This window comes from Microlunatus soli, assembly GCF_900105385.1.
GTDB classification, from domain to species: Bacteria; Actinomycetota; Actinomycetes; order Propionibacteriales; family Propionibacteriaceae; genus Microlunatus; species Microlunatus soli.
The window spans coordinates 5,115,366-5,140,386 of sequence record NZ_LT629772.1 but is presented as its reverse complement, the minus strand read 5'-3'; the positions used below and the strand labels follow the sequence as shown (position 1 = coordinate 5,140,386).

24 protein-coding genes are annotated in these 25,021 nt (G+C 67.6%); 12 read left to right on the top strand and 12 right to left on the bottom strand.

Annotated features, from left to right (window positions below; translation table 11 throughout):
- Positions 1-12 precede the first annotated feature (12 nt).
- Complete coding sequence (locus BLU38_RS23550) at positions 13-768, top strand: FadR/GntR family transcriptional regulator (RefSeq protein WP_091528016.1); 756 nt, start codon at positions 13-15, stop codon at positions 766-768.
- Here BLU38_RS23550 and BLU38_RS23545 read toward each other — a convergent pair.
- Both BLU38_RS23545 and BLU38_RS23540 read right to left on the bottom strand, forming a co-directional pair.
- Complete coding sequence (locus BLU38_RS23545; RefSeq protein WP_091528013.1) at positions 755-1,594, bottom strand: S-methyl-5'-thioadenosine phosphorylase; 840 nt, start codon at positions 1,592-1,594, stop codon at positions 755-757. The genes BLU38_RS23550 and BLU38_RS23545 overlap by 14 nt on opposite strands.
- A 36-nt stretch (positions 1,595-1,630) precedes the next feature.
- Positions 1,631-2,779 (bottom strand): AI-2E family transporter, encoded by a 1,149-nt coding sequence (locus BLU38_RS23540; RefSeq protein ID WP_091528011.1) that lies wholly within the window; start codon positions 2,777-2,779, stop codon positions 1,631-1,633.
- Positions 2,780-2,903: 124 nt separating this feature from the next.
- Here BLU38_RS23540 and BLU38_RS23535 point away from each other — a divergent pair, with 124 nt between their 5' ends.
- Complete coding sequence (locus BLU38_RS23535; protein WP_091533014.1) at positions 2,904-3,539, top strand: mycothiol-dependent nitroreductase Rv2466c family protein; 636 nt, start codon at positions 2,904-2,906, stop codon at positions 3,537-3,539.
- A gap of 27 nt (positions 3,540-3,566) precedes the next feature.
- On the opposite strand, the gene BLU38_RS23530 is transcribed toward BLU38_RS23535, so the two are convergent.
- Positions 3,567-3,983: a globin family protein gene (locus BLU38_RS23530; RefSeq protein WP_091528008.1), complete on the bottom strand. Its 417-nt coding sequence runs from the start codon at positions 3,981-3,983 to the stop codon at positions 3,567-3,569.
- Positions 3,984-4,123: 140 nt separating this feature from the next.
- Entirely contained in the window at positions 4,124-4,738 is a 615-nt protein-coding gene (locus BLU38_RS23525) for a TetR/AcrR family transcriptional regulator (protein WP_091528005.1), read from the bottom strand.
- A 106-nt stretch (positions 4,739-4,844) separates the two neighbouring features.
- On the opposite strand from BLU38_RS23525, the gene BLU38_RS23520 reads away from it, so the two are divergent.
- Positions 4,845-5,600: an SDR family NAD(P)-dependent oxidoreductase gene (locus BLU38_RS23520; RefSeq protein ID WP_091528002.1), complete on the top strand. Its 756-nt coding sequence runs from the start codon at positions 4,845-4,847 to the stop codon at positions 5,598-5,600.
- Between the two features lie 4 nt (positions 5,601-5,604).
- Here the strand turns inward: BLU38_RS23520 and lepA are convergent, their stop codons facing one another.
- Positions 5,605-7,476: a translation elongation factor 4 gene (gene lepA / locus BLU38_RS23515; protein ID WP_172836208.1), complete on the bottom strand. Its 1,872-nt coding sequence runs from the start codon at positions 7,474-7,476 to the stop codon at positions 5,605-5,607.
- A 111-nt stretch (positions 7,477-7,587) separates the two neighbouring features.
- Between lepA and BLU38_RS23510 the strand changes: the two genes are divergently transcribed.
- On the top strand, positions 7,588-8,394 hold the full coding sequence (locus BLU38_RS23510) for a TrmH family RNA methyltransferase (RefSeq protein ID WP_091528000.1): 807 nt from the start codon (positions 7,588-7,590) through the stop codon (positions 8,392-8,394).
- Between the two features lie 107 nt (positions 8,395-8,501).
- Positions 8,502-8,939 (top strand): hypothetical protein, encoded by a 438-nt coding sequence (locus BLU38_RS23505; RefSeq protein WP_091527998.1) that lies wholly within the window; start codon positions 8,502-8,504, stop codon positions 8,937-8,939.
- A 60-nt stretch (positions 8,940-8,999) separates the two neighbouring features.
- On the opposite strand, the gene BLU38_RS23500 is transcribed toward BLU38_RS23505, so the two are convergent.
- Complete coding sequence (locus BLU38_RS23500; RefSeq protein WP_091527995.1) at positions 9,000-10,337, bottom strand: MFS transporter; 1,338 nt, start codon at positions 10,335-10,337, stop codon at positions 9,000-9,002.
- Positions 10,338-10,493: 156 nt separating this feature from the next.
- Between BLU38_RS23500 and BLU38_RS23495 the strand changes: the two genes are divergently transcribed.
- From BLU38_RS23495 to rpsT, 3 genes are all read left to right on the top strand, one after another.
- Positions 10,494-11,528: a phosphotransferase gene (locus BLU38_RS23495; RefSeq protein WP_091527992.1), complete on the top strand. Its 1,035-nt coding sequence runs from the start codon at positions 10,494-10,496 to the stop codon at positions 11,526-11,528.
- Positions 11,529-11,561: 33 nt separating this feature from the next.
- Positions 11,562-13,586 (top strand): beta-galactosidase, encoded by a 2,025-nt coding sequence (locus BLU38_RS23490; protein WP_091527989.1) that lies wholly within the window; start codon positions 11,562-11,564, stop codon positions 13,584-13,586.
- Between the two features lie 119 nt (positions 13,587-13,705).
- Positions 13,706-13,969 carry a 30S ribosomal protein S20 gene (gene rpsT, locus BLU38_RS23485; protein WP_091533010.1) on the top strand — a complete coding sequence of 88 codons (264 nt, stop codon included), beginning with the start codon at positions 13,706-13,708 and terminating at the stop codon, positions 13,967-13,969.
- A 65-nt stretch (positions 13,970-14,034) separates the two neighbouring features.
- On the opposite strand, the gene holA is transcribed toward rpsT, so the two are convergent.
- Positions 14,035-15,006 (bottom strand): DNA polymerase III subunit delta, encoded by a 972-nt coding sequence (gene holA, locus BLU38_RS23480; protein WP_091527986.1) that lies wholly within the window; start codon positions 15,004-15,006, stop codon positions 14,035-14,037.
- A 45-nt stretch (positions 15,007-15,051) separates the two neighbouring features.
- On the bottom strand, positions 15,052-16,776 hold the full coding sequence (gene poxB / locus BLU38_RS23475) for a ubiquinone-dependent pyruvate dehydrogenase (RefSeq protein ID WP_091533008.1): 1,725 nt from the start codon (positions 16,774-16,776) through the stop codon (positions 15,052-15,054).
- A gap of 166 nt (positions 16,777-16,942) precedes the next feature.
- On the opposite strand from poxB, the gene BLU38_RS31025 reads away from it, so the two are divergent.
- The gene (locus tag BLU38_RS31025) at positions 16,943-17,566 is read left to right on the top strand and encodes a TetR/AcrR family transcriptional regulator (protein WP_172836207.1); all 624 of its coding nucleotides are present in this window, start codon (positions 16,943-16,945) and stop codon (positions 17,564-17,566) included.
- Here the strand turns inward: BLU38_RS31025 and BLU38_RS23460 are convergent.
- The 3 genes from BLU38_RS23460 to BLU38_RS23450 are packed head-to-tail and all read right to left on the bottom strand — an operon-like array spanning position 17,553 to position 20,764.
- Positions 17,553-17,993 (bottom strand): hypothetical protein, encoded by a 441-nt coding sequence (locus BLU38_RS23460; RefSeq protein ID WP_091527981.1) that lies wholly within the window; start codon positions 17,991-17,993, stop codon positions 17,553-17,555. The genes BLU38_RS31025 and BLU38_RS23460 overlap by 14 nt on opposite strands.
- A 37-nt stretch (positions 17,994-18,030) precedes the next feature.
- A complete protein-coding gene (locus tag BLU38_RS23455; protein ID WP_091527978.1) occupies positions 18,031-19,551 on the bottom strand; it encodes an aldehyde dehydrogenase (NADP(+)) in 1,521 nt (506 codons plus the stop codon).
- A gap of 19 nt (positions 19,552-19,570) precedes the next feature.
- Positions 19,571-20,764, bottom strand: coding sequence for a fumarylacetoacetate hydrolase family protein (locus BLU38_RS23450; protein WP_091527975.1), 1,194 nt, complete (start codon positions 20,762-20,764; stop codon positions 19,571-19,573).
- Positions 20,765-20,873: 109 nt separating this feature from the next.
- On the opposite strand from BLU38_RS23450, the gene BLU38_RS23445 reads away from it, so the two are divergent.
- From BLU38_RS23445 to BLU38_RS23435, 3 genes are read left to right on the top strand one after another with little or no spacing between them, the layout of a single operon-like run.
- Entirely contained in the window at positions 20,874-21,896 is a 1,023-nt protein-coding gene (locus BLU38_RS23445) for a 2-hydroxyacid dehydrogenase (protein WP_157683654.1), read from the top strand.
- Positions 21,897-21,953: 57 nt separating this feature from the next.
- The gene (locus BLU38_RS23440) at positions 21,954-23,267 is read left to right on the top strand and encodes an MFS transporter (RefSeq protein ID WP_091527970.1); all 1,314 of its coding nucleotides are present in this window, start codon (positions 21,954-21,956) and stop codon (positions 23,265-23,267) included.
- 39 nt (positions 23,268-23,306) lie between these two features.
- Entirely contained in the window at positions 23,307-24,227 is a 921-nt protein-coding gene (locus BLU38_RS23435) for a sugar phosphate isomerase/epimerase family protein (RefSeq protein WP_091527968.1), read from the top strand.
- 32 nt (positions 24,228-24,259) lie between these two features.
- On the opposite strand, the gene BLU38_RS23430 is transcribed toward BLU38_RS23435, so the two are convergent.
- On the bottom strand, positions 24,260-24,970 hold the full coding sequence (locus BLU38_RS23430) for a GntR family transcriptional regulator (RefSeq protein ID WP_091527966.1): 711 nt from the start codon (positions 24,968-24,970) through the stop codon (positions 24,260-24,262).
- Positions 24,971-25,021: the final 51 nt, after the last annotated feature.

Genomic DNA, 25,021 nt, shown 5'->3' with positions numbered 1-25,021 from the left:
ACGAGGTCAGTCATGGGCACTCCCCCCACCCGTCGCTCCGAACCTGCGGTTCCGCAGCTGCCGCCGACCTCGCTCCGGACGGCACCGCTGCACAAGAGTGTTCAGGACGAGATCCGCCATTTCATCGTCCGCGAAGGGCTCCGGGCGGGTGACCCGTTGAAGCCGGAGGCGGAGCTGGCCCGGCTGTTCGGTGTCGGACGGAACTCGGTCCGGGAGGCGGTCAAGGCGCTCGAGTCGACCGGCGTGCTGGAGACCCGGCGTGGCAGCGGCGTCTTCGTCCGCGATTTTTCCTTCGAACCGTTGCTGGACCACCTGCCGTACGGTTTGATGCGCGGGCCACGGGCGCTGGCCGATCTGGTCGGGCTCCGCAAGACCCTGGAGACCGCTCTGATCGGCGACGCGATCGGCACCCTGTCCAAGGGCCACCGCGAGGAGTTGCGGCAGCTGGTCCGGGCGATGCGGGAGGCGGTGTCCCGCGGCGAGGGCCTGATCGATCTGGACCGGGCGTTCCATCAGCTGCTGTATGTCGACCTCGGCAACGCCATGCTGTTGCAGCTGTTCGACCTGTTCTGGCAGGCCTATCACCGGGCGGCGCCGGCCAGCCCGCATCGGGAACCGACGCTGATCGTGGATGATCATGCCGCCATCGCCGACGCTGTCCTCGCCGGCGATGTCGAGGTCGCGCGGGCGATGATCGTCCGGCACTATGCCGGCATCGAGGCCCGGATCCGACGGGATCTGGAGAACGGCGACCTCACGGAAGAGTGATCGGGAGTTCGATCCCGTCCAGGGCGCGCCGGCAGGCGCAGGTCGCCTCCTCGTCGGTCTCCGGCTCCGGCAGGGTCGAGATCACGTCGCGCAACAGACTCTTGAGCCGATCGATGTTGGCGCCGAACTGCCGGACCACCTCGACGTGGGACACCGACTCCCCGCCCTCGACGCCGGCATCGTGATCGGTCACCAGGCAGACCGTCGAGTAGCACATCGCCAACTCACGGGCGATGCTGGACTCCGGTACGCCGGTCATCCCGACCACCGACCAGCCGGCGGCGGCATGCCACTGCGATTCGGCGCGGGAGGAGAAGCGTGGACCGTTGATCACCACCAGTGTTCCGCCGTCGACCAGCACCCCGGTCTCGGGTGAGGCGTTGTTCAACAGGGTCGCCCGCCCCCGCGGGCAATAGGGATCGGCGAAGCCGACGTGCACGACCGGACCTTCGGTGTCGTAGACGGTGTGTTCGCGCCCCCAGGTCCGATCGACCACCTGATCAGGGACGACGAACGTCCCGGGACCGTGCTCGGGTTTGAGTGAGCCGACCGCACACGGGCCGAGCACTTGCCGGACGCCGACCGAGCGCAACGCCCAGAGGTTGGCCCGGTAGTTGACCCGATGCGGCGCGAACTGATGCCGTTCCCCGTGCCGGGGCAGGAACGCGACCGACCGGCCGCCGACCTCACCGATCGAGATCGGTGCACTCGGCCGACCGAACGGGGTGTCGACCTCGACGACCTGCGGATCGTCGAGGAAGCTGTAGAAGCCGGTCCCGCCGATGATGCCGATGTCGGCCCGGTCGGGCGCTGCGGAGGTGGTCACTGCGGTGACTCTACGGGCCGCCCCGGCAGCTTTCAATCAGCCGCCCTCCACCGAGACCGCCGGCGGTGTCGGCTTGGACCGTTTGCGCTTCTTCGGCTTGGGTTTGTCGTCACTGTCGGAGTTGATCAGGGCGCCGAACCAGCGGGCATTCGGGGAATGGTCGATCAGCACCACCTTGACGAACAGGGTCGCCGGCACCGCCAGCAGCGCGCCCAGCGGGCCGAGGATCGAGGCCCAGAAGATCAGCGAGATGAACGCGATGGTGGCGTTGATCCCGGCCGCGTCGCCGGTGAACCGGGGCTGGATCAGGGTCTGGATGAAGAAGTTGATCACCGCATAGGTGATCGCCACCGCGAGCGCCATTCCGGGCCCGCTCTCCAGCAGCGCGATCACGACCGGCGGGATCAGCCCGATGATGAACCCGACGTTGGGGATGTAGTTGGAGACGAACGCCAGCACACCCCAGGTCAGAGCGAGTGGCACGCCCATGATCAACAGCGCGATCACGTCGAAGCCGGCCACGATCAGGCCGAAGACGGTGGTGACGATCCAGTAGCTGCGGACCCGGTGGGCGAAGTCGGCGAAGGCGTCGGCGACACCCGGCTTCAGCCGGCGGACGATCAGCATCCGGGCTCGGGCGCCGGCGCCGTCGAATGCCAGGAAGATCACCGTCAGCGCCATCAAACCGACCAGCGAGAAGGCCGATGTCACCCCGGCCAGTACACCCTGCGCGGCGCCGGTGAAGCTGCCGATGTCGATCTTGGACAGCATTCCGCGCCAGTCGCTGGTGTCCACCCCGAACTGTCGCAGCGTCCCGAGCGCCCAGTCGTACAGGCTCTCGAACGCCTTCTGATAGTTGGGCAGCTGCAGCGCCAGCTGAGTGACCGACAACGCGACCGCGCCGAGGATGACGGCCATCATGAGATAGATCACGATCAGCACCAGCAGACTGGCCAGCCAGTTGGGGAAGTGCCAGCGGAGCAGCACCTTGCGCAGCGGATGGACCGTGATCACCAGGGTGACCATCAGGAAGATCGGCGCGATGATGTCGGCGACCTCTCGCAGGCCGGCGCACAGGATCACCAGCCCTGCCGCCACCAGCACGCCCCACAGTGGGAGGGGTACCCCGGACCGATCGGCGGTGCCTGCCCCGTCGTCGGTCGTCCTCGCCTGCTCAGTTGCCATGGGCAGACCCTACTGGGCGGACCGTTCGCAGGGTGGGACCGGCGCAACGGGTCCGCTGCGTCGACTACCGTTGAAACGTGCCCGGCATGCACCACGGAGTGTTGTATTCCACCAAGGAGTGTTGATGACCGTCACCACCGATCGCCCCCAGGTCGACTTCTATTTCGACCCGATCTGTCCGTTTGCCTGGATCTCGTCGCGCTGGATCCTGGAAGTGGAGAAACAACGCGACATCGACCTGCAGTTCCGCGTGATGAGTCTCGCCGTGCTGAACGAGGGCCGCGACCTCGACGCCGGCTACAAGAAGGGCCTGAACGACGGCTGGCGCCCGGTCCGGGTCGCGATCGCGGCCGCGCAGCAGCAGGGCGATGACGTGCTCCGGGACCTGTACACCGCAATGGGGACCCGAATCCACAACCAGGGCTACAAGAAGGAGCACGGCGACGACCACTACGACCGGGTGATCAAGGAGTCCCTGGCCGAGGTCGGACTGCCCGCCGAGTTGGCCGCGGCTGCCGACAGCACCGACTACGACGAGGAACTGCGCAAGTCCCACCATCGGGGGATGGACCCGGTCGGTGACGACGTCGGCACCCCGACGATCCACGTCAACGGCGTCGCCTTCTTCGGTCCGGTGCTGAACGCGATTCCGCGCGGGCAGGCAGCGCTCGACATGTTCGACGGCGCGGTGCTGCTGGCCGGCAACCCGCACTTCTTCGAACTGAAACGGACCCGGACCGGCGGTCTGGACTTCAGCTGACGCTCGCCGGGCCGAGGATCGACGACGTCATCCGGCAGCGGCGCCCAGGACGCTGCGCATCTCGCCGGCGACCAATCCGTAACACCGCTCCCAGGCGTCCTTGACCTGCGGGGTGAAGTCCTCGCCGAGGCCCTTCTCCAGGGTGCCGATCAGGGCCGCCCCGACGGTGTCGAAATGTTCGGGGAGGACGCCGTATCCGGCGTGCCGTTCGCCCAGGGCGCGGACGACCGGAACGGTTGCCTCCCAGTCGTCCAGTCCGTCGACGGCCGCACCGAGCATCTGCATCAGTTTCTGCCGCTGCTCGGTGAGGTCGTCGGCGAACAGCAACCGCAGCGACGGATCACGGTTGAACAGGTCGTCGTAGAACAACCCCGCCGCGATGTCGGCGATCGGTGCGATCTGGGCGAAGGTGGACTGCACGAGGTCGATCTGCACTCGGTCCATGGGCACTCCTGCTCGGTCGGTCTGGGTAGCTCGAGGCCGTGCCGTACGACGCTAGGCCGCAGGCGTTCCGTAGCCGTTGCGGACGGATCACGATGAACGAACGCCGATCTCACAGCCTCGTGGGACGACGGTGAGGTCGATCAGGTCCTCGACAGCTCCGGTAGCACCGAGGACGTCAGTTCCTTGGCGACGTCCTTCATCACCGCCGACCCGACGCCCGCCTCCGCGAGCGCCTCGGCTCCCCGCTGGGCAACGAGCAGCATCCGTCCCAAGGCCCGCGCGGAACGGTCCGGGTCGATGTCCCCGGCCCGTTGCGCAGCCCGGATGCAGTCGGCGAGCAGGTCACCGAGCCGCTCCAGGGCCCGGGTGGCGATCGCCGCGACCTCGGGATCCTCCGCGGCCATCTCTGCCGCCGCCTTGGCGATGAAGCACCCTCGTGGCACGTCCTGCTGCCCTCGCCTCCGCCCCAGCCCGCCGATCTGGGTGTCGATGTAGCGGCGCAACCTGGCGGCAGCCTTGTGATCCGGACCGTCGAGGCCCGCGGCGATCTCGGCCAGCTGATCGTGGCAGTACCTGTCGAACGCCCGCAGGTAGAGCGCCCGTTTGCTGCCGAAGGAGTTGTACAGACTCCCCTTGCCGAGCCCGGTCGCCGACAGCAACATGTCCAGGCTTGTCCCCCGGTAGCCGGTGGCCCAGAACTGATCCTGGGCCGCCGCCACCACGGTGTCCTCGTCGTAGCCCCGTGTCCGTGCCATGACCTCAGGATAGTCGCCGATCCAGTTATTTGACCGATCGGTACAGAATGCCCATACTGGACCAGTCAGTCAAAATTGGGATCCGTACTGGGCAAGGAGAATCATCATGGGAGCACTCGACGGAAAGGTCGCACTCGTCACCGGAGGCAACTCAGGGATCGGTCTGGCCATCGCTCGGCGTTTCATCCACGAGGGTGCACTGACCTACATCACCGGGCGGCGGCAGGACGCCTTGGACACGGCGGTCGCCGAGCTCGGCGGGATGGCGATCGGCATCCGGGGCGACGTATCCCGGTTGGATGATCTTGATCAGCTGTTCAGCAAGATCAACAACGACGGCCACCGGCTGGACGTCCTGGTCGCCAACGCCGGCCTCGGCACCGTCGGGCGGATCGAGGACATCACCCCCGAGGACTTCGATCTGACCTTCGACGTCAACGTCCGGGGAACCGTGTTCACCGTCCAGAAGGCGCTGCCGCTGCTCAGCGAGGATGCCCGGATCATCGTCGTCAGCTCGACGTCGACCAGCCGGGGCGTGACGTTCGGCTTCGGCGCCTACTCCGCCTCCAAGGCGGCGCTGCGTCAGTTCGCGCGGACCTGGGCGTCCGAGCTGGCACCGAAGATCCGGGTCAACGTCCTGACGCCGGGGCCGACCGGCACGCCCGGGCTGGACGGAGTGGCGGGTGCCATCGGCGGGACCGCGTCCACGGCCGAGATGTTCACCAGCGCCGTTCCACTCCAACGCGTCGGCGATCCGGCAGAGATCGCCAACGGTGCGCTTTTCCTGGCCAGCAACGAATCGAGCTTCATGACCGGCAGCGAGCTGTACGTCGACGGCGGCGAGGCCCAGATGCTGCTGTGAGGAGCTACTTCTTGGATTCCTTGGCAGGCTCGGTGGTGGACAACGCGGCGACGAAGGCCTCCTGCGGGACCTCGACCCGGCCGACCATCTTCATCCGCTTCTTGCCCTCCTTCTGCTTCTCCAGCAGCTTGCGCTTGCGGGAGATGTCGCCGCCGTAGCACTTGGAGAGCACATCCTTGCGGATCGCGCGGATGGTCTCCCGGGCGATCACCCGGGAGCCGATCGCGGCCTGGATCGGCACCTCGAACTGTTGCCGTGGGATCAGATCCTTCAGCTTGCTCGACATCTCCACGCCGTAGCTGTAAGCCTTGTCCCGGTGCACGATCGCGGAGAACGCGTCCACCGGCTCGCCGTGCAGCAGGATGTCCACCTTGACCAGATCGGCGCTCTGTTCGCCGTCCGGCTCGTAGTCCAGGCTGGCGTAACCCTTGGTCCGCGACTTCAACGCGTCGAAGAAGTCGAAGACGATCTCGGCCAGCGGCAACTGGTAGCGGATCTCGACCCGGTCGGCGGACAGGTAGTCCATCCCGAGCTGGACGCCGCGGCGCGCCTGGCAGAGCTCCATGATCGTGCCGATGAACTCGCTCGGGCTGAGCAGCGTGGCCCGGACGATCGGCTCGCGGACCTCGGCCACCTTGCCGTCGGTCGGAAACTCCGACGGGTTGGTGACGGTGTGCTCCTCACCGTTCTCCATCTTCACCTGGTAGACAACGCTCGGCGCGGTCGAGATCAGGTCGAGGTTGAACTCCCGTTCCAGGCGTTCTCGGATGATCTCCATGTGCAGCAGTCCGAGGAAGCCGGCGCGGAAGCCGAAGCCCAGCGCGGTGGAGGTCTCGGGCTCGTAGGTCAGCGACGCGTCGTTGAGCTGCAGTTTTTCCAGCGACTCCCGCAGCTCCGGGTAGTCGGCGCCGTCGATCGGGTAGAGGCCGGCGAACACCATCGGCTTGGGATGGGCGTAGCCGCCCAATGGCTCGGCGGCCGGTTTGGCCTGCAGGGTCACGGTGTCACCGACCCGGGACTGCCGGACGTCCTTGACCCCGGTGATCAGGTAGCCGGTCTCGCCGACCGCCAGCGACGGGGTCTTGATCGGCTCCGGTGAGATCACACCGACCTCGAGCACCTCGTGGGCGGTCTTGGTCGACATCATCAGGATCCGGTCCCGGTGGCTGATCCGACCGTCGACGACGCGGACATAGGTCACCACGCCGCGGTAGGTGTCGTAGACCGAGTCGAAGATCAGCGCTCGGGCCTCGCCGTCGGCCTTGCCGACCGGCACCGGGGTCTGCGCGACGATCTGATCGAGCAGTTCGGGTACGCCTTCGCCGGTCTTGGCCGACACCTTCAAGACGTCGTCGACGGCACAGCCGATGATCCCGGCCAGTTCCTCGGCGTACTTCTCCGGCTGGGCGCCGGGTAGATCGATCTTGTTCAGCACCGGGATGATGTGCAGATCGGCGTCGATGGCGAGGTACAGGTTGGCCAGCGTCTGAGCCTCGATCCCCTGCGCCGCGTCGACCAGCAGCACCGCCGTCTCGCAGGCTTCCAGCGAACGGGACACCTCGTAGGTGAAGTCGACGTGGCCGGGGGTGTCGATCATGTTCAGCACATAGGTGGTCTCCCCCACCCCCCACGGCATCCGGACGGCCTGGGACTTGATGGTGATGCCACGCTCACGCTCGATGTCCATCCGATCCAGGTACTGCGCGCGCATCGATCGTTCCTCGACCACGCCGGTGAGCTGCAGCATCCGGTCGGCCAGCGTCGACTTGCCGTGGTCGATGTGCGCAATGATGCAGAAGTTGCGGATGATCGAGGGGTCGGTGCTTCCCGGCTGCGGTGCAGCAGGTCCGGAACGGCGAGTGGTCTGTGCGGACACGTCTTCCAGTCTGGTCGGTGGTACGGCTGAAGTCCTATCCTCCCATGCCGGTAAAACCCGTTGCCAACTCAGCCGTCCGGTCGGAGGATGCCGACATGAGGACGACCTTCGATGTCCGCACACGCAACGCGGACCACACAGATCGGTTCGGCACACACTGACGTACGCCGAGCGCTCGCGGTCAAGCGCGGCCAACAGCCCGGCCGGCTGCTGATCGACGGCGTCTGGGCCCATCGGGCGGCGGTCGACGCCGGGGCGCAGTTCGACACCGCCTTCTCGGTGCCGGAGTTGCTGCACTCGGGCGAGGCCGATGCGCTGTTGGACCTGTGCCGTTCCCGGGCCGGCAGGAGCTACCGGATCTCCGGCAAGATCATCGAACGGCTGTCAGACCGGCATCAGCCCGACGGCCTGATCTCGATCATCGAGCAGCCACGATGGAACACCGAGCAGCTCGGCCTGCCCGACGATGCGCTGATCGTCGTCGCCGACGGCCTGCAGAGCCCCGGCAACCTCGGCACCGTGATCCGCACCATCGACGCCTGCCGCGCCGATCTGCTGATCGTGACCAACACCCGCGCCCGCCCGGACGGCGACAAGGTCTTCCAGGGCAGTCGCGGTCTCAGTCTGACCGTACCGCAACTGCTGTTCGAACGGCCCTCCGCTGCGGTCGACTGGTTGCAGCGGCGAGCGGTGTCGATCATGGTCGCCGATGCCAACCGCGGGCTGCCCTACCCGCTGTCCGATCTGCGCGGACCGGTGGCGTTGGTGATCGGCAACGAGCGGCACGGGGTGTCGCCGGACTGGTCTGGCTTCGACCGGATCCGGATCCCGATGCTGGGTCGTGCGGACTCGTTGAATGTCGCGGTGTCGGCCGGTGTGCTGCTCTACCACGCCCGTGCCCAGCGCGACGCCTGGTGATCCGGACAACCCACGCCGGCTCACACGACGAGCGGGTGGTGAATCTCCCTGCTGTTACGGTGCGAGGAATCGGCCTGACACGTACCGAACGGCGATTCGAGGGCAGGATGACGACCGGCAACGGCTTTCTGATGCGACACCATCTCCAACGGATCGCGACGCTCGGACTGCCGAGCAGGCCGACCGTTGTCAGTGCGGCGATCAGCTATCCGGTCGGCGTCGGTGTGATAGCGCTGATCCCCGCCTTCGACGGTTTCGCCCCGCTGCCGATCTGGCAGCTGGCTGTTCGGTTGGTCGGGGTCTGGGTGGTGGCGTTCACGATCGATCACGTGGTCCGGCGGGTTGTCGGCTCGCTGGTCGCACGAACGGCGCGAGACCCGGAGCGCAGCAGGTACACCGTCGTCGATGCGATCTCCGGTGCTGTGTTGTTCGGGGTCCTGGCGCTCGGGCTGTCACTCGTCCTGGAACCGGGTTCCGCCGTCGTGGCTGCCCTGATCGTTGCCGTTCTGAGCGGGATCGTCGAGGGTGTACTGACCCGCGTCTGACGGCCCGCCATAGTCAGCTGTCCGGCCTCACGGTAACCGGTTCGCCGGGCCGCTCCGGCCTCAGCAAGCGGCGCCGACGAGTTCACTCTGCTCTGCCGGCGTCGCCGATGCGACCGTGTCGAGGTCGTCGGATTCGACCGTGTCCAACGGATGTCGGATCTCGTCGGCCGGCATCCGGGCCGCGATGATCGCCAGCAGACCGATCAGGGCAGGGGCCAGGGCGACGATCAGGAAGGTGACGGGCAGCCCGACGGCCTGCCCGACCGGGCCGGCGACCGCCATCGAAACCGGCATGAACGCCGAGGAGACGAACATGTCCAGGCTGGAGACCCGCCCCATCATCTCCCGCGGCACCCGGCGTTGCAGCAGGGTGCCCCAGATCACCACTCCGCCGTTGAAGCCGGCACCGACGACGAAGGCGGCGATGATCATCGGCAGCACCTGGTCGGTGAGCCCGAAGACCGCCAACGGCAGACAGCCCAGCGCCCACAGCATGATCATCACGGTCAGATAGCGGCGTGGCAGTCGCAGGGACGCGATCACCAGGGAGCCGACCGCACCGCCGATCCCGAACGCCGCCAGCACCCAGGCGTGCTGCTGGGCGCCGCCGCCGACCTGGTCCTTGATCGCAAACGGCACCAACACCTCGAACGGTCCCATCACGACCATGATCATCAACGAGGCGAAGACCGATGTTCCCAGCAGCCACGGTGTCTTTCCCATATAGCCGAAGCCATCGCGGACATCCCGCAGCAGGGCGACCACGGCCGGGCCACTCGACGCGGTCCCGGCGGTTGCCGAAACCTGGGCGAGATGCGGCAGCCGGAGGATGCAGAGCACGGCAGCAACTCCGGTCAACGCGCTGGCCGCGATCGCGGCCCCCGGCGAGCTGCTCGCGATCAGGGCACCGGCCGCAGCGGGACCGGCAGCCTGGGCCAACACCGGCCGGGTCATCCCCTCGAAGCCGTTGGCGGCCAGCAACTGATCGGCGGGCAGGATCTGTGGCAGCAAGGCGGTGTAGGCCGGATAGTAGAGACCACCGACCGCGCCCATCACCAGGGCGACGGCAGCGATCTGCCAGACCTGCACCGTCCCGGTCAACGACAGCAGCGCGATCACGCCGACGGTGACGGCTCTGGTCGACTCGACGACGATCAGGATCCGGCGTTGCGGCACCCGATCGGCCAACGCTCCGCCGAGCAGGATGGTCAGCAGCATTCCGACGGCGGAACCGCCGGCTGCCAGCGACAGCTCGCCGGCGCCGCCGCCGATCGCGACGATCTGCCAGACCATCGCCACCACCCACAGACCGGAACCGATCAGGGAAGCGACCAGGGCCGACGCCAGCCAGCGGTAGGTAGATACGGACAAGGGCCGAAGTGCCCGTGGATACTGCATCTCAAGCTCCTGTGCTGTCGACGGTGACCTGCTCTTTCCCCTACGTCGAACCAGCAGCCGCCATCTCGACAGCACGACCGATGTCAGCTCCACCCGGGACGGCCAGGGGAATATCGGTTGCCGTCCACCGGTGGACATGTCGATCATGGAACGATCATGAGCATCGACCAGACGTCGTCCGCGCAAAGCACACTGCCGGCCAGCTACGCCGCCGGCGTCCGGATCCCGTACGCGCAGCTGCCGGCCGAGGTCCGTGACTGGGTCGCCGATCAGCTTCCCGGACCGGTGTCGGAGATCATCGATCGTCGGGGCGGCTTCTCACCCGGCGTGGCAGCTACCGTGCAGACCGCCTCCGGTGACGGCCTGTTCGTCAAGGCCGTCACTGCGGCGATCAACGCCGACTCCCTGCGGATCTACCGCAACGAGCGTGACCGCGGGCTGCGGTTGCCGCGGCTGCCCGGGATCCTCAAGCCGACCGGCGCGAAGGAGTTCGGAGTCCATGATCGAACCGGCACCGAACAGGCCTGGATCGCGATCACCTTCCCGCTGCTCGACGGCACACCACCGGCCCATCCGTGGAGCCGCGCCGACGCCGTACGGTGCCTGGATCTGTGTCTTCGGCTGAGCCAGCAACTGACCCCGGCGCCGTGGACCGACGAGCCGGGTGCCACCGAGACGATGGTCGACATGTTCGGCGGCTGGCAGCGGCTGGCCGACGCGGACGACGATCCGTGGCTGGACGATCCCTGGATCACCGAGCGGCTCGACGAGTTGATCATGGTCGAGCAGGAGCTGCAGGCCGCATTGCCCGGCGACACCCTGTGCCATTTCGACCTGCGCGCCGACAACATCATGATCACCAGCAGCGGAGAGCCCTGGTTCGTGGACTGGGCGCATGCCCGGCGCGCTGTCGGCTGGTTGGACCCGGTCTTCCTGGTGACCGACATGATCGCGTCCGGCGCCGACCGTGGCGACGGCGGCGAGCTCGACATCGTCGAGCTGCTGGCCACCCACCCGGCCTGCGCTGCGGCGCCCGAGCGGCTCCGCTTCGGCCTGATCGGATCCTGGGCCGTCTTCCTGCACAGCGCCTCTCGCCGGCCCGCATCACCGGGGCTGCCGACCATCCGCACTTGGCAACAGCTGTCCGCCGATGCGATGCTCCGGTTCGTCCGCCGGGTCGGCACGGGATAATGCAGTCCCACGCCATCGATTCAGGACGGATGCATGTCGACGCCATCCCCTCGGCCCGGACTGGCCACCCTCACCGATCGTCTCGGATTCCTGTACGGCGGTGACTACAACCCTGAACAGTGGAGCCCAGAGGTCTGGATCGAGGACGCCCGACTGATGCAGCAGGCCGGGGTCAACCTGGCCACCGTCGGAGTGTTCAGCTGGGCCAGTCTGGAGCCGGAACCGGGGCGGTTCACCTTTGGCTGGCTGCAGCAGGTGATCGAGCTGCTGGCCGAGCACGACGTGGCGATCGACCTGGCCACCCCGACCGCCTCGCCGCCGCCGTGGATGGGGCACCGCTGGCCGGAGTCACTGCCGGTCAACCGAGACGGCATCCGGCTCGGCTACGGGGCACGCAACCACTACTGCGCCAGCTCGTCGGTCTACCGCGAGCACTCCCGCCGGATCGTGACCGAACTGCTGGACCGGTTCGCCGATCATCCGGCGGTGGCGATGTGGCATGTCGGCAACGAGTACGGCACCCCGTGCTACTGCGACCTGTGCGCCGAACGTTTCCGGTCCTGGTTGCAGGACCGCTATGGCGACCTGGACGCGCTGAACGCCGCCTGGGGGACGACCTTCTGGAGCCAGCGTTACAGCGACTGGGCGGAGATCATCCCGCCGCGACGGGCGCCGTACGTGATCAATCCGTCGCAGCGGCTGGACTTCCGGCGCTTCATCTCCGATCAGTTGCTGGATCTCTACCGTGATCAGCGGACGATGATCATCGAGCGGCGCCCCGATCTGCCGGTGACCACCAACCTGATGCGCTTCTATCCCGGTGCCGACTACCGGCAGTGGGCGCCGGAGCTGGACATCATTGCCGACGACAACTACCCCGACCCGAACGACCCGGACTCGATCGTCGAGGCGTCGCTGAGCAACGATCTGATGCGTACCCTGGGCGGCGACCGCGGCTGGATGTATCTGGAGCAGGCATCGGGAGCGGTGAACTGGCGCGGCCACAACGTCGCGAAGTCAGTGCGACGGACCCGGCTGGAATCGCTGCGGGCGATCGGCCGGGGTGCCGACGGATCCTGCTACTTCCAATGGCGGGCCTCCACCGCCGGGACCGAACGCTTCCACGCGGCCCTGGTGCCGCACGCCGGCGAGGATTCCGAGCGGTGGCGCGCCGTCGTCGCGCACGGTCAGGAACTTCGTACCCTCCGGCCGGTGCTGGACCAGCGGGTGCACGCCGACGTGGCGATCGTCTTCGACTGGTCGAGCTGGTGGGCCGCCGAGGAGGAGACCGTCCCGTCCGACCGGCTCCAGGTCCACGCCCAGCTCAAGGCCTGGTATCGACAGCTGTGGGAAAGAGGAGTCAGCGCCGACATCGTCGGCAGCGGCGACGATCTGTCCCGCTATCGGGTGGTGTTGGCGCCGTCGGCGTACCTGCTCGACGATGCGGCCCAGGCCAATCTGCGCGGTTACGTCGCCGACGGCGGCGCCCTGGTGCTCGGCCCGTTCGCCGGCGTCGCCGATCGCAACGGCCACGTCCGACGCGGCAGGTTCCCGGTCGGACTGACCGACCTGATCGGCGCCAGCGGCGAACAGTGGCTGCCGCTGCCCGACGCCGACGAACTGCGGATCGAGTCCGACCTGCTCGGCAACGGGCCGGTGACGATCTGGGCCGAACAACTGCGAGCCGAGGGCGCCGAGGTGATCGCGTCGTTCAGCGGTGGGCCCGTCGATGGGCTGCCCGCGGTGCTGCGGCATCGTTCCGGGTCGGGTACGGCGTGGTACGTCGGCACCGTCCCGGCCCCGGAGCAGTTGGCGCGGCTGCTCGGCGCTGTGCTCGCCGAACGCGATGTCCGGCCGGTGTTGCCCGACCTCCCCTCCGGGATCGAAGCGGTCCGGCGCGGCCGGCTGCTGTTCGTGATCAATCACGCCAGCACGACCACCTCGGTGCCGGCACCCGGCAGCTGGCGGGACCTGCTGACCGGGCGGACCGTCACCGACCGCCTCGACCTGGACGGCGAGGATGTGGTGATCCTGGATCCGCGGTCGGCTGCCGGGTGACCTCGACGGTTCTGCGATTTGTCCCGCCCGGAGGGCGCTGATATCGTTGACTGTCGCGTCCGGTGGGTTCCCATCGATCGCGTTCCACCACCAACTTCGAGATGTCAGAGGCTTGCCACGTGGCGAACATCAAGTCCCAGATGAAGCGGATCAAGACGAACGAGGCAGCGCGTCAGCGCAACAAGGCCGCCAAGTCGTCGCTGCGTACCTCCGTGCGCGCGTTCCGCGAGGCCGCCGCGGCCGGCGACGCCGACAAGGCACGTGAGGCTGCCCGGGCCGCGACCCGTCAGCTCGACAAGGCTGCCAGCAACGGCGTCATCCACAAGAACCAGGCCGCGAACCGCAAGTCGGCGATCGCGTCCCAGGCCGCCAAGCTCGGCTGATCCCAACTCGGCATTGTCCCGGTCCCCTCGTACGGGGGCCGGGATTTTTGCGTGCCTGTGACCGCTCAGCGGCCGTGGCCGCGGGCGACCGAGAGCACGACCCGTTCCAACGCGAACTCGGCGTCATCGGCGGCGCCCTTGATCTCGGCGTCAGCCACCGCCACCGATCGCAGCGCGTGCGCGACACCGCGTTCGTCCCAACCACGGGACTGCGCCCGCAGGGTCTTCAACTTCCATGGCGGCACCCCGATCTCCCGAGCAAGATCGGCATCCCGCATCCCGCCTCCGGCGGCGACGTACTTGCCGAGACTGCGCAGTCCGGACGCGAGCGCGCTGGTGACGAGCACCGGTGCGACGCCGGTGGACAGCGCCCACCGCAGCTGTTCCATCGCCTGCCCGGCACGACCGGCCAGCGCGGCATCGGCGACGGCAAAGCTGGTCACCTCGGCCCGGCCACCGAAATAGCGCTGGACCAGGGCCCGGGGGATCTCCCGCTGGTCACTGTCGGAAGCCAACTGGGACACCGCGGAGGCCAGTGACCGCAGGTCGTGGCCGACCGCGTCGACCACCGCTTGGGTGGTCTCCGGTTCCATCGTCGCACCGGCTCGCCGGGCTTCGGCCGCTACGAACTTCGGCAGATCCCAGGTCTTCATGGTCGGACAGTCGACGACCTCGATCTTGGCCTTCTTCAGCTTGTCCAGCAGCCCCTTGCCCTTGTTGCCTCCTGGGTGCACCAGCAGCAGTCCGAGGTCCTCCAGTGGCTGGGTCGCCAACGTGACGATCTCGGCATGCAGGTCTGCCGACACCGAACCCAGATCCCTGATCACGGCAACCCGACGGCTGGAGAACAACGAGGCGCTGGTGATCTCGGCCAGCGTGCCGGCGTCCAGCGTCCCGCCCTCGACCTGGGAGATCTCCACCTCGGGGTCGTCCTTGCGGGCAACGGCAAGCCGCTCTGCCACGGCGCGATCGGCCAGCAAACCCTCGGGTCCGCTGATCAGCACCGCCCGCCCGTACACCTGCACCGCCCGCGCCATGGCACCATCCTGTCATCCCCCGCCGACAACACCGTCACCCGCAGATCAGAAGAGTTGGCGGCGGTTCTGGGTGGCCAGGTCGAGGAGTTCATCGCCGCGGCCGGACATCACCGTACGGATCGCATAGAGGGTGAAACCCTTCAGCTGTTCGGCGGTGATGGCCGGCGGGATGGTCAGCTCCTGTCGGACGGTCTGGACGTCGACCAGCGCCGGTCCGTCATGACTGAAGGCCTCCTGCAGCGCCTTCTTCAGCTGCTTCGGTTTGTCCACCCGCAGGCCCTTGATGCCGACGGCCTCGGCGACCTGGGCGAAGTCCGGATTGTCCAGTCCGGTGCCGTAGGTGACGAAGCCGGCTGCCTTCATCTCCAGCTCGACGAAGTTCAGCGAGGAGTTGTTGAAGACGACCACCTTGACCGGGAGATCGAGCTGCTTGAGGGTGATCAACTCGCCGAGCAGCATCGCCAGTCCGCCGTCGCCGGCCAGCGCGACCACCTGACGATCCCGGTCGATCGACTGCGCACCGATCGCATGCGACAGCGCGTTGGCCATCGTCCCGTGGTTGAACGACCCGATCAGTCGGCGGCGGCCGTTCATCGTCAGATAGCGGGCCGCCCAGACCACCGGCGAACCGACATCGGGGATGAACACCGCGTCCTCGGCGGCGGTCTCGTCGACCATCCGGGCGACGTACTGCGGGTGCAGCGGGCTGCGGCCATGATCATCGGTGGCCAGATCATCGAGTTTGCGGCGGGTCTTGCGGTAGTGCTCGACGGCGGAGTCCAGATGCTTGCGATCGGCATGTTCGGTCAACCGCGGCAGCAGGCCCTCGACGGTGTCCTTGACGTCACCGACCAGACCAAGATCAAGTCGGGTCCGTCGACCGAGTTGATCACCGCGCAGGTCGACCTGGATGATCTTGGCCTTCGCCGGGAAGAACTGACGATACGGGAAGTCGGTGCCGAGCATCAGCAACGTGTCACAGCTCTCCATCGCCCGGTAACCGGAGGCGAAACCGATCAGCCCGGTCATCCCGACGTCGTACGGGTTGTCGTACTCGACGTGCTCCTTGCCGCGCAGCGGGTGCACGATCGGGGCCGCCAGCCGGTCGGCGAGATTGATCAACTCCTGGTGCGCACCGGCCGTCCCGGCGCCGGCCAGGATGGTGATCTTCTTGCCGCCGTTGAGGATCGCGGCAGCCTGATCGAGCTCGGCCGAGGACGGGATGACGCGCGAGCGGGTCGGCGTGATGGCCTGCACCTGGTTGGAGACCGCTTCGGCCAGGGCGACGTCGCCCGGGATCACCACCACCGCGACGTCCCGGTTCTCGATCGCCGACCGCATCGCCATCTGCAGCACCCGGGGCATCTGATCGGGGGTCGACACCAGCTCGCAATAGGAGCTGCAGTCGGCGAACAACTGCTCCGGTCGGGTCTCCTGGAAGTAGTTGCCGCCGAGCTCGACGCTGGGGATCTGAGCGGCGATCGCCAGCACCGGGACCCGACTGCGGTGGGCGTCGTACAGCCCGTTGATCAGATGCAGGTTGCCGGGTCCACAACTGCCGGCGCAGACCGCGAGCTCGCCGGTCAGCTCGGCCTCGGCAGCAGCGGCGAACGCCGCTGCCTCCTCGTGCCGGACGTGCATCCAGTCCAGGCTGCCGTCCTTGCGCAGTGCGTCGGTCAACCCGTTCAGCGAATCCCCCGGGATGCCGAAGATCCGCTGGACCCCGGCGGCCTTCAGGTGGGCAACGATGTTCTCCGCGACCGTCGTCATCAGACACCTCCGCTTGTCGGACATGATCGAGCTGTCGATCATGGAACGCAACGCCGCGGCCCGCAGTCACCGGGCGACACCTTCCCCGTTAGTGTACGCTCTGTTCAGTATTTACGGAGCCGCGATTGCCATGAGCACACCAGATCACACCCGAGGCGCAGAGTCCATGCCAGCAGAGTCGGTCCCCGCGGCACGGGGACCAGGCCGTCCGCGCAGCAGCCGCACCCGGACGGCGATCCTGGCTGCCGCCGTCGACCTGGTCACCGAAGGTGGGCTGGCGGCGCTCTCCATGTCGTCGATCGCCGCCCGGGCCGGCGTCAGCCGAGTAACCCTCTACAAGTGGTGGTCCTCCCCGGGAGCGATCGTGCTGGACGGGTTGCTGGACCGTTCACACAGCAGCATCGAACACGATCCGTCCGCCTCGGCACGGGACGCCATTGCGGCGCAGATGCAGGCGTTGATCACGCTCTTCACCGACGACGGTCCGACGGCCGCCGCGATCCGGGCCGTCACCGCCCGCGCCGAGTCCGACGCGCAGCTCGCCCGGGATCTGCGCGAGCACTGGCATCGGCCGCGGCGCGAGGTCGCGGCCGACATCCTGCGCCGCGGCATCCGGTCCGGCGAGGTACGGCCGGAGATCGACGTCGAGGCGACGATCGACCTGCTGTTCGCGCCGATCTACCACCGGCTGCTGGTCGACCACGCGCCGTTGGGCCCGGAGTTGGTCGATCAGCTGCTGGCGCTGTTCAACGGCTTCGCCGAGCCCGCGCCCCGCCTCACCTCGACCTGATGACGACGGCGAGGATGGCGACGGCCGCCACCAGCGCACCGGCGGCGACACCGACGGCGAGACGAAGGCCGGTCCGTGGGCGGTTCACCGACAAGACCGCACGGCCGCGACTGCCGGCCGGCACCCGGTAATACACGGTCAGCGTCTGCCCGTCGGCCAGATCGACCTCCAGCCGACTGGTTCCCAGTTGGCCGAACGCTCCGTCGGCCCAGGTGACGACCTGATGTCGCCCCGGCGGGCAGGCGATCACATTGCCGCCCCACCGGGTCGGTGAGACCTGGTAGCCGTCCAGCACGATCGACAGTGGGGACAACCGCCGACTGATCGGGTCGCCAAGCCAGCTGTCGACGATCAGGATCCCGTGCGGCCCGTTCAGGAACCGCTGCCCCGAAGTCGGCATCGGGGGCTCCGGGGACGAGCTGTCCATGACCTCATCGTGGCCGATTCCTGACCAGTCGACAAGCTCAGCTGGTGGTCCACTCCCCGTCGACGCGACGACGCAGACCGGCCGGAGCAGAGTCGCGCAGCACCTCCGGCAGCCGTGCCTGCGGGAAGTCCTGATAGGCGACCGGACGCAGGAAACGGCGGGTGGCGGTGGTGCCGACCGAGGTGGTCGCCGGCGCGGTGGTGGCCGGGTACGGACCGCCGTGCAGCTGGGCGTAGCTGACGGTGACCCCGGTGGGCCAGCCGTTCCAGAGGATCCGCCCCGCCTTGCGTGCGAGCACCCGGACCAGTCCGTCGACGTCGTCGGCGTCGTCGGCCTGCAGGGTGGCGGTGAGCTGGCCCTCCAGCGCCTCGGCGAGCTCGATGGCTGCATCGTCGCGGCTGTATTCGATGATCAGGGTCGCCGGTCCGAACATCTCGGCGGCGAGGATCTCCGGTGCGTCCAGCACCTGTTCGGCGGTCGTCTGCAACACGCTCAGCTGATCGACGCCGTTGCCGCCGGCGATCACGCTGACCCCCTGCCGATCACGCATCTCGTGCAGCGCACCGAGGAAGCCGTCCTCCAGCCGCGGCGTCAGCATCGCCCCCAGCCGGCGATCGACATCGGCACCCTCGAGCAGCGCCGGCAGGTCACTGCCGGCCGGCACGATCAGCAGCCCGGGCTTGGTGCAGAACTGCCCGACCCCCATGCTCACCGAGCCGAGGAAACCTGACACGATGTCGGCCGACCGGGCCTTCCAGGCCTGCGGAGCGACGAACACCGGGTTGGTGCTGCCCAATTCGCCGTAGAACGGGATCGGCTCCGGCCGGGCGGCGATCCGGTCGAACAGCGCGCGCCCGCCTCGGGTGGAGCCGGTGAAGCCGACGGCCTGGACCAGCGGATGCTCGACCAGCGCGGTGCCGGCGTCGAATCCGGTGACCAGGCCGAACAGACCGTCCGGCGCGCCGGCACCGGCCAACGCGTCGACGACGATCTTCGCGGTCGCCGCAGCCAGCTTCGGGTGCGCCTCATGCCCCTTGTGCACGACACTGCACCCGGCGGCCAACGCCGATGCGGAGTCGCCGCCGATCACCGAGAAGGCGAACGGAAAGTTCGAGGCGCCGAACACACCGACCACGCCGACCGGTTCGCTCATCCGGCGCAGGTCGGGTCGCGGCCCCATCCCCCACTCGCCGTCGGCATGATCGATGATCAGGTCGAGCGGCTCACCGGAGGCGGCGTCGTCGGCGAGCAGCCGCAGCTGGAAGCTGGTCCGTTTCAGCTCGCCGGTCAGCCGGGTCTCGCCCAGGTGGGACTCCTCATCGGCGATCGGGATCAGGGTGCCGGCGGCAGCATCCAATGCATCGGCGATCGCGTACAACCAGTTCTTGCGTTCGGTCGGCGGGACGTCCCGCGCGACCAGGAAGGCGCGATGTGCGGCCTCCACCTGCTCGTTGAGCTCCGGGACGGTCGTCGCGTGCTGTTCTGCGGTGTTGGTCTGGCTCATCGCCGTTCGCTGCTCCCTGCTCGTAGTGGTGCTGTCCTGCGCTGTGTTGGTCATTGTCCCCGACGGGTCGCGGTCATCGCCGTGCGGGCGCCGTCAGCAGGCCCCGTTCGGCGAGGTTGCCGATCAGTCGGCGGATCCCGAAGGTCCAGTCCGGTGCGGCCTCGGCAGTGTTGACCCGGTTGACCAATGCTCCCAGGGCCGGGTTGGAGATGGTGACCACGTCGCCGCGGTGGTGGGTGAATCCCATCCCCGGTTGATCACGGTCCTGGGTCGGCGCGAACAGGGTGCCGGTGAAGAGCACGAACCCGTCCGGATACTGGTGGTGATCACCATGGGCGTGCTGCACCAACTCGGTCAAGCCGCGGCTCATCTGATCCATCGAGCTCTGCTCGATCAGCCGGTAGTCGTCGTCCAGACCGGCCACCTCAAGATCCACCACCAGACCGGCCACCTGATCAAGATCGAAATGATCATCGAACAGCCGGAGGAACGGGCCGATCGCGCAGGAGGCGTTGTTGTCCTTGGCCTCGGCGAGCAACAGCGCGCTGCGTCCCTCGAAGTCCCGCAGGTTGACGTCGTTGCCCAACGTCGCGCCCACCGGACGGCCGTCGGAGGTCACGGCCAACACCACTTCGGGCTCGGGATTGTTCCAGGTCGAGCGTTCCAGGACGCCGATCGCGGCGCCGGCCCCGACCGAGCTGAGCACCGGAGCCTTGGTGAAGATCTCCGGGTCCGGACCGATGCCGACCTCGAGGTACTGCGACCAGAGGTCCTCCTCGATCAAGATCGACTTGACGCGGTCGGCCTCGGCCGAGCCCGGCTGCAGCCCGCTGATGGCGCCGCCGATCGCCTCGTCGATCTGGCCACGGATCTTCTGGGCCTTGGTCGCGTCACCCTTGGCGCGCTCCTCGATCACCCGCTCGATCATGCTCTTGGCGAAGGTGACGCCGGCAGCCTTGATCACCTGCAGGTCGATCGGGCTGAGGAATCGGACGACTTCCTGCGCCGGCTCGGCAACTGTCGCAGCGAGTACGTCAGCCAGCGGCCAGGTCTTGCGCGGCGCAGCGTTGGCGACGACGTCGAGCAGATCGGGGCGATCCAGCAACTCGCTGATCGTGGCCGCGGTGTCGGTGATGTCGCAGACCTCGGCATCGCGGATCACTACCACGCTCGGCCCGCCTTCCTGCGGGTCGAAGACGCGCCCCAGCAGCACGGCTTGTCGGTGATCGGCGGGCAGCAGGCTGCCCGGATCGCAGAGTTGACTCATCCTCGCGTAACCCTCGTCCCTCGTCTATGGCTGACCGTTCGTTCACGCCCGATCGTAGAGGTCGGCCCGACAGTGCCGACCACTCCCCGAATCCTATAGGATCCATCCCGTGACGCCGTACCGCCTTGCCATCTCGACCGACAGCCTGGACGCCGACGGGAAGGTGATCTACGGCGACATCGGGCTCGATGCGCTGACCGCCGCCGGCGTGGATTGGCAGTGGGTGACCGCCGACGGCCATGCGTACGCCGCGGGCCAACTCGACGACTTCGATGCGGTCTGGATCCTCGGGCATTCCGGTATCGCCGCCGAGAGCCTGTCCGCCGCCTCGTCGCTGCGGCATGTGGCCCGGTTCGGTGCGGGATACGACCAGATCGATCTTGCGGCGTGTTCCGAGGGTGGCGTGCTGGTCACCAATGCCCCGCACGGCGTCCGGACGCCGATGGTGCACACCGCGGTGACGCTGTTGTTCGCGTTGGGCCACAATCTGTTGGCCAAGGATCGCTTGGCCCGCACCGGCGACTGGCGGGCCAACGGTGCACTGCGTGGCCGCGGGCTGCAGAACGCCACCGTCGGGGTGATCGGGCTCGGCGGCATCGGCGCCGCGACGGCCGAGACGTTGACCGCGATGGGCCTGGACGTCGTTGCCTACAACCGGACCCCGCGCCCTGAATTGGGGATCACTCAACTCGGACTCGACGAACTGCTGGCCACCAGCGACTACGTGATCATCACCATCTCCGCCGGCCCGCAGACCCGACATTTCATCGGGGCCGACCAACTCGCGGCGATGAAGCCGGGCAGCTTCTTGATCAACATCGCTCGCGGCAGCGTGGTGGACGAGGACGCATTGGTCGCCGCTCTGACCTCAGGACCGCTGGCCGGGGCGGGACTGGACGTGTTCGCGACTGAGCCGTTGCCGGCGTCGAGTCCGCTGACAGCGCTGGACAACGTGATCCTCGGCCCGCATTCGCTGTGCTGGACCGACAGCTACGCCACGGACACCTCGGCCGAGGCACGCCAGTGCCTGCTCGATGTCGCCGCCGGACGGACGCCGCAGAATGTGGTCAATCCCGAGGTCTGGCCGGCCTACCGTCGGCGCTTCGGGCCGGTCGGAGCAACAGACCGCTGACCCGTTTCCTATAGGATATAGTCGGGCCGTCCCGCCGTCACAAGGATGTGAGTACCCGTGTCCGAAGCCACTTCACCGCTGCAGACCTCGCGCCAGCAGCGCGATGGACGCAAGCTCCGCAACTTCCGCTACTTCGTGTTGATCTGGCTGCTGCTGGCCGGCGTGCTGAACTACATGGACCGTTCGTCGGTGGCGATCGCGGCACCGCACATCGTCGACGAACTCGGCCTGACGATGACCGACATCGGTGTGCTCGGCTCGGTGTTCTCCTGGACCTACGCGCTGTGCCAGCTCCCGGCCGGCTGGCTGATCGACAAGGTCGGCTCGAAGCGGATGTTCTTCCTCGCGGTCGGCTTGTGGTCGATCGCCACCGCGCTGATGGCCGCCGGTCAGGCGATGTGGCAGTTCGTCGTCTTCCGGGTGCTGCTCGGCGTCGGTGAGTCACCCAACTCCCCCAACTCCAGCAAGATCACCACCTCCTGGTTCCCGCGGTCCGAACGCGGTCAGGCCACCGGCATCTGGGACTCGGGTTCCAAGTGGGGCAGCGCAATCGCGCCGCCGGTATTGACGGTGCTGTCGCTGGCGCTCGGCTGGCGGGCGATGTTCGTGATCATCGGTGTTGCCGGCATCCTGCTCGCGGTCTGCTTCCTGGTCTGGTTCCGCTACCCCGAGGAGTCCAAGCACCTCTCCGAGGAGGAGTACCGGCACATCCTGGCCGGTCGCGACGAGGGCGTCATCGAGCAGGAACACATTCCCTGGTTGCACTTCTTCGCCCGGCCACAGACCTGGGGCCTGATCATCGGCTTCTTCGGATCGATCTGGGCCTGGAACATCTTCATCACCTTCCTGCCGCTCTACCTGCAAACCACCCTCGGCGTGACCGTGGCCGGCACCGGGCTGTACGCAGCGCTCCCCTATGTGGTCGCCGCGCTGACCGCGATCTTCGGCGGTCGGCTGTCGGTGATCTTGGTCCGTCGCGGCCGGACACCGCTGCGCTCCAAGCGATTGCTGATCGTCGGCGGCAGCATCTGGGTCGGCATCCTGCTGGTCGTGCTGCCGTTGATGCGGTCGCTCTGGTCGGCCGAGATCGTACTCTGCCTTGCACTGGCCGGCGTCGCTCTGGTGCAGTCCCAGTCCTGGGCGATCACCAGCGACCTGGTCCCCGATCGGCAGGCCGCACAGTTCGGTGGGATCATGAACTTCGGCGGCTACTTCGGCGGCGCGCTGGCACCGATCCTGACCGGTGCGATCTACGACAGCTACCACAGCTACACGCCGTCGTTCATGATCGCCGGCGCCATCGCATTCATCGGAGCGGCCGCCTACGGACTGCTGCTCCGCAAGCCCATGGCCAAGGTCAACGTGGGCTGAGCATCACACCCGACCTGATCACCACTGAGAGGAAACCAGATGTACACGGCCCAGGACTGGCCCATCGCCTGCAACATGCTGTCGTTCGGCAACAAGGCACCCGACGGCGGCCACATCAAGGACGCGCCGGCTTCGGTGTGGGCAGGCCAGCTCCGCCAGGTCGCCGAGCTCGGCTTCACCCATATCGATCCGACCGACGCCTGGGTCCCGCTGGCCGCGCTGTCCGATGAACGAGTCGAGGAGTTCCGGGCGACGCTGCAGGGTGAGGGACTGTCGATCTCGTCGATCTCGATGACCCGCAATTCCGTTGTGGACAAGGAGTTCGGGGAACGAAACCTTGCCGATGCGCACCGGTTGATCGATCTTGCGCCGACCTTCGGGGCGACGATCGTCAACACCGGTTTCATGCAGGCCACCACCCCCGAGCAGAACGAGCAGATCTGGTTCTGGCTGGTCGATGGTCACCAGGACGATCCGGCGCTTCGTGATCTCGCCATCGAGCGGATCCGCGAACTCGGTGATCATGCCAAGACCAACGGCATCGGGCTCAGCCTGGAGATGTACGAGGACACCTACGTCGGCACCCCCGACGACGCGGTTGCCTTCGTCACCGATGTCGATCATGAAGCCGTCGGCCTCAACCCTGACCTGGGCAACCTGGTCCGGCTGCATCGGCCGATGCCGCACCCGACCGAGATGTATGAGAAGGTCCTGCCGCACAGCAACTTCTGGCACATCAAGAACTACACCCGGGACTTCGACCCGGCCACCGGCTCCTACTCCAGCGCGCCGATGCCGCTGAAGTACGGCTACGTCAACTACCGCCAGGTGATCCGGCGGGCGATCGAGCTGGGCTACACCGGCCCGTTCTGTTGCGAGCACTACGGCTCGGACTCGATCGGTGTCTGCGCGGAGAACCGGGACTACATCCGGCAGGTGCTGACCTCCGCCCTGGCCTGAGAAGAGGCCCCTGAGCCTGTCGAAGGGTTGCCTCAGTCGTCCCGCCTGACCGAGCGCTCCCGGACACCGGCCATGTGTTGCTGCATCGCGGCAACCATCCGGTCCGGGTCGCCGGCCTCGGCGGCCTTCAGGACCGCGGCGTGTTCGGCGACGGCCTGGCCCATGTCATAGGTCCGGTGCAGCACGGTCTCCCGCAGCCGATGCAGATGGCCGCCGAGGTCGGTGGCCATCTGCATCAGGAAATGGTTGCCGCTGCCCACGTAGATCACCCGATGGAAGGCTGCGTCGGCGTCGAAGTAGTGCCGGAAGGCCGGCATGTCGACAGTGCCGTCGCGGAGCAGTTCGCTGACCTCCGCGGCTGCCGTGACGTGTCCGGCGTGCGCCGCCCGAAGATCATCAACTCCGCCGGGCAGTTGCGCCGCATACCACCGGGTCGCCTGGATCTCGATCATCTCCCGAGCGTCCATCAGCTCCGCACCCTGCTGATCGGTCAGCGGCTCGGCGACCCGGTAGCCCTTGAACCCCTCGCGGGTGACCAGGCCGGTCCGTTCCAGGTTGGCCAGCGCCTCCCGGACCGGGGTCTGCGACACCCGCAGGTCCGCCGCCAACCCGTCGATCCGAAGCCGCTCCCCCGCCGCAACACTGCCTTGGACGATCAGGTCGAACAACGCGTCGTACACCTGATCACGGAGTCCGCGGCGGGCGATCTCGCGCGGCCCACCCGCATGATCAGGAACGGACATCGCTTCCCTTCTTCGACTCGAGAACTCACCTGCATGGCCGCAGGAACGGTG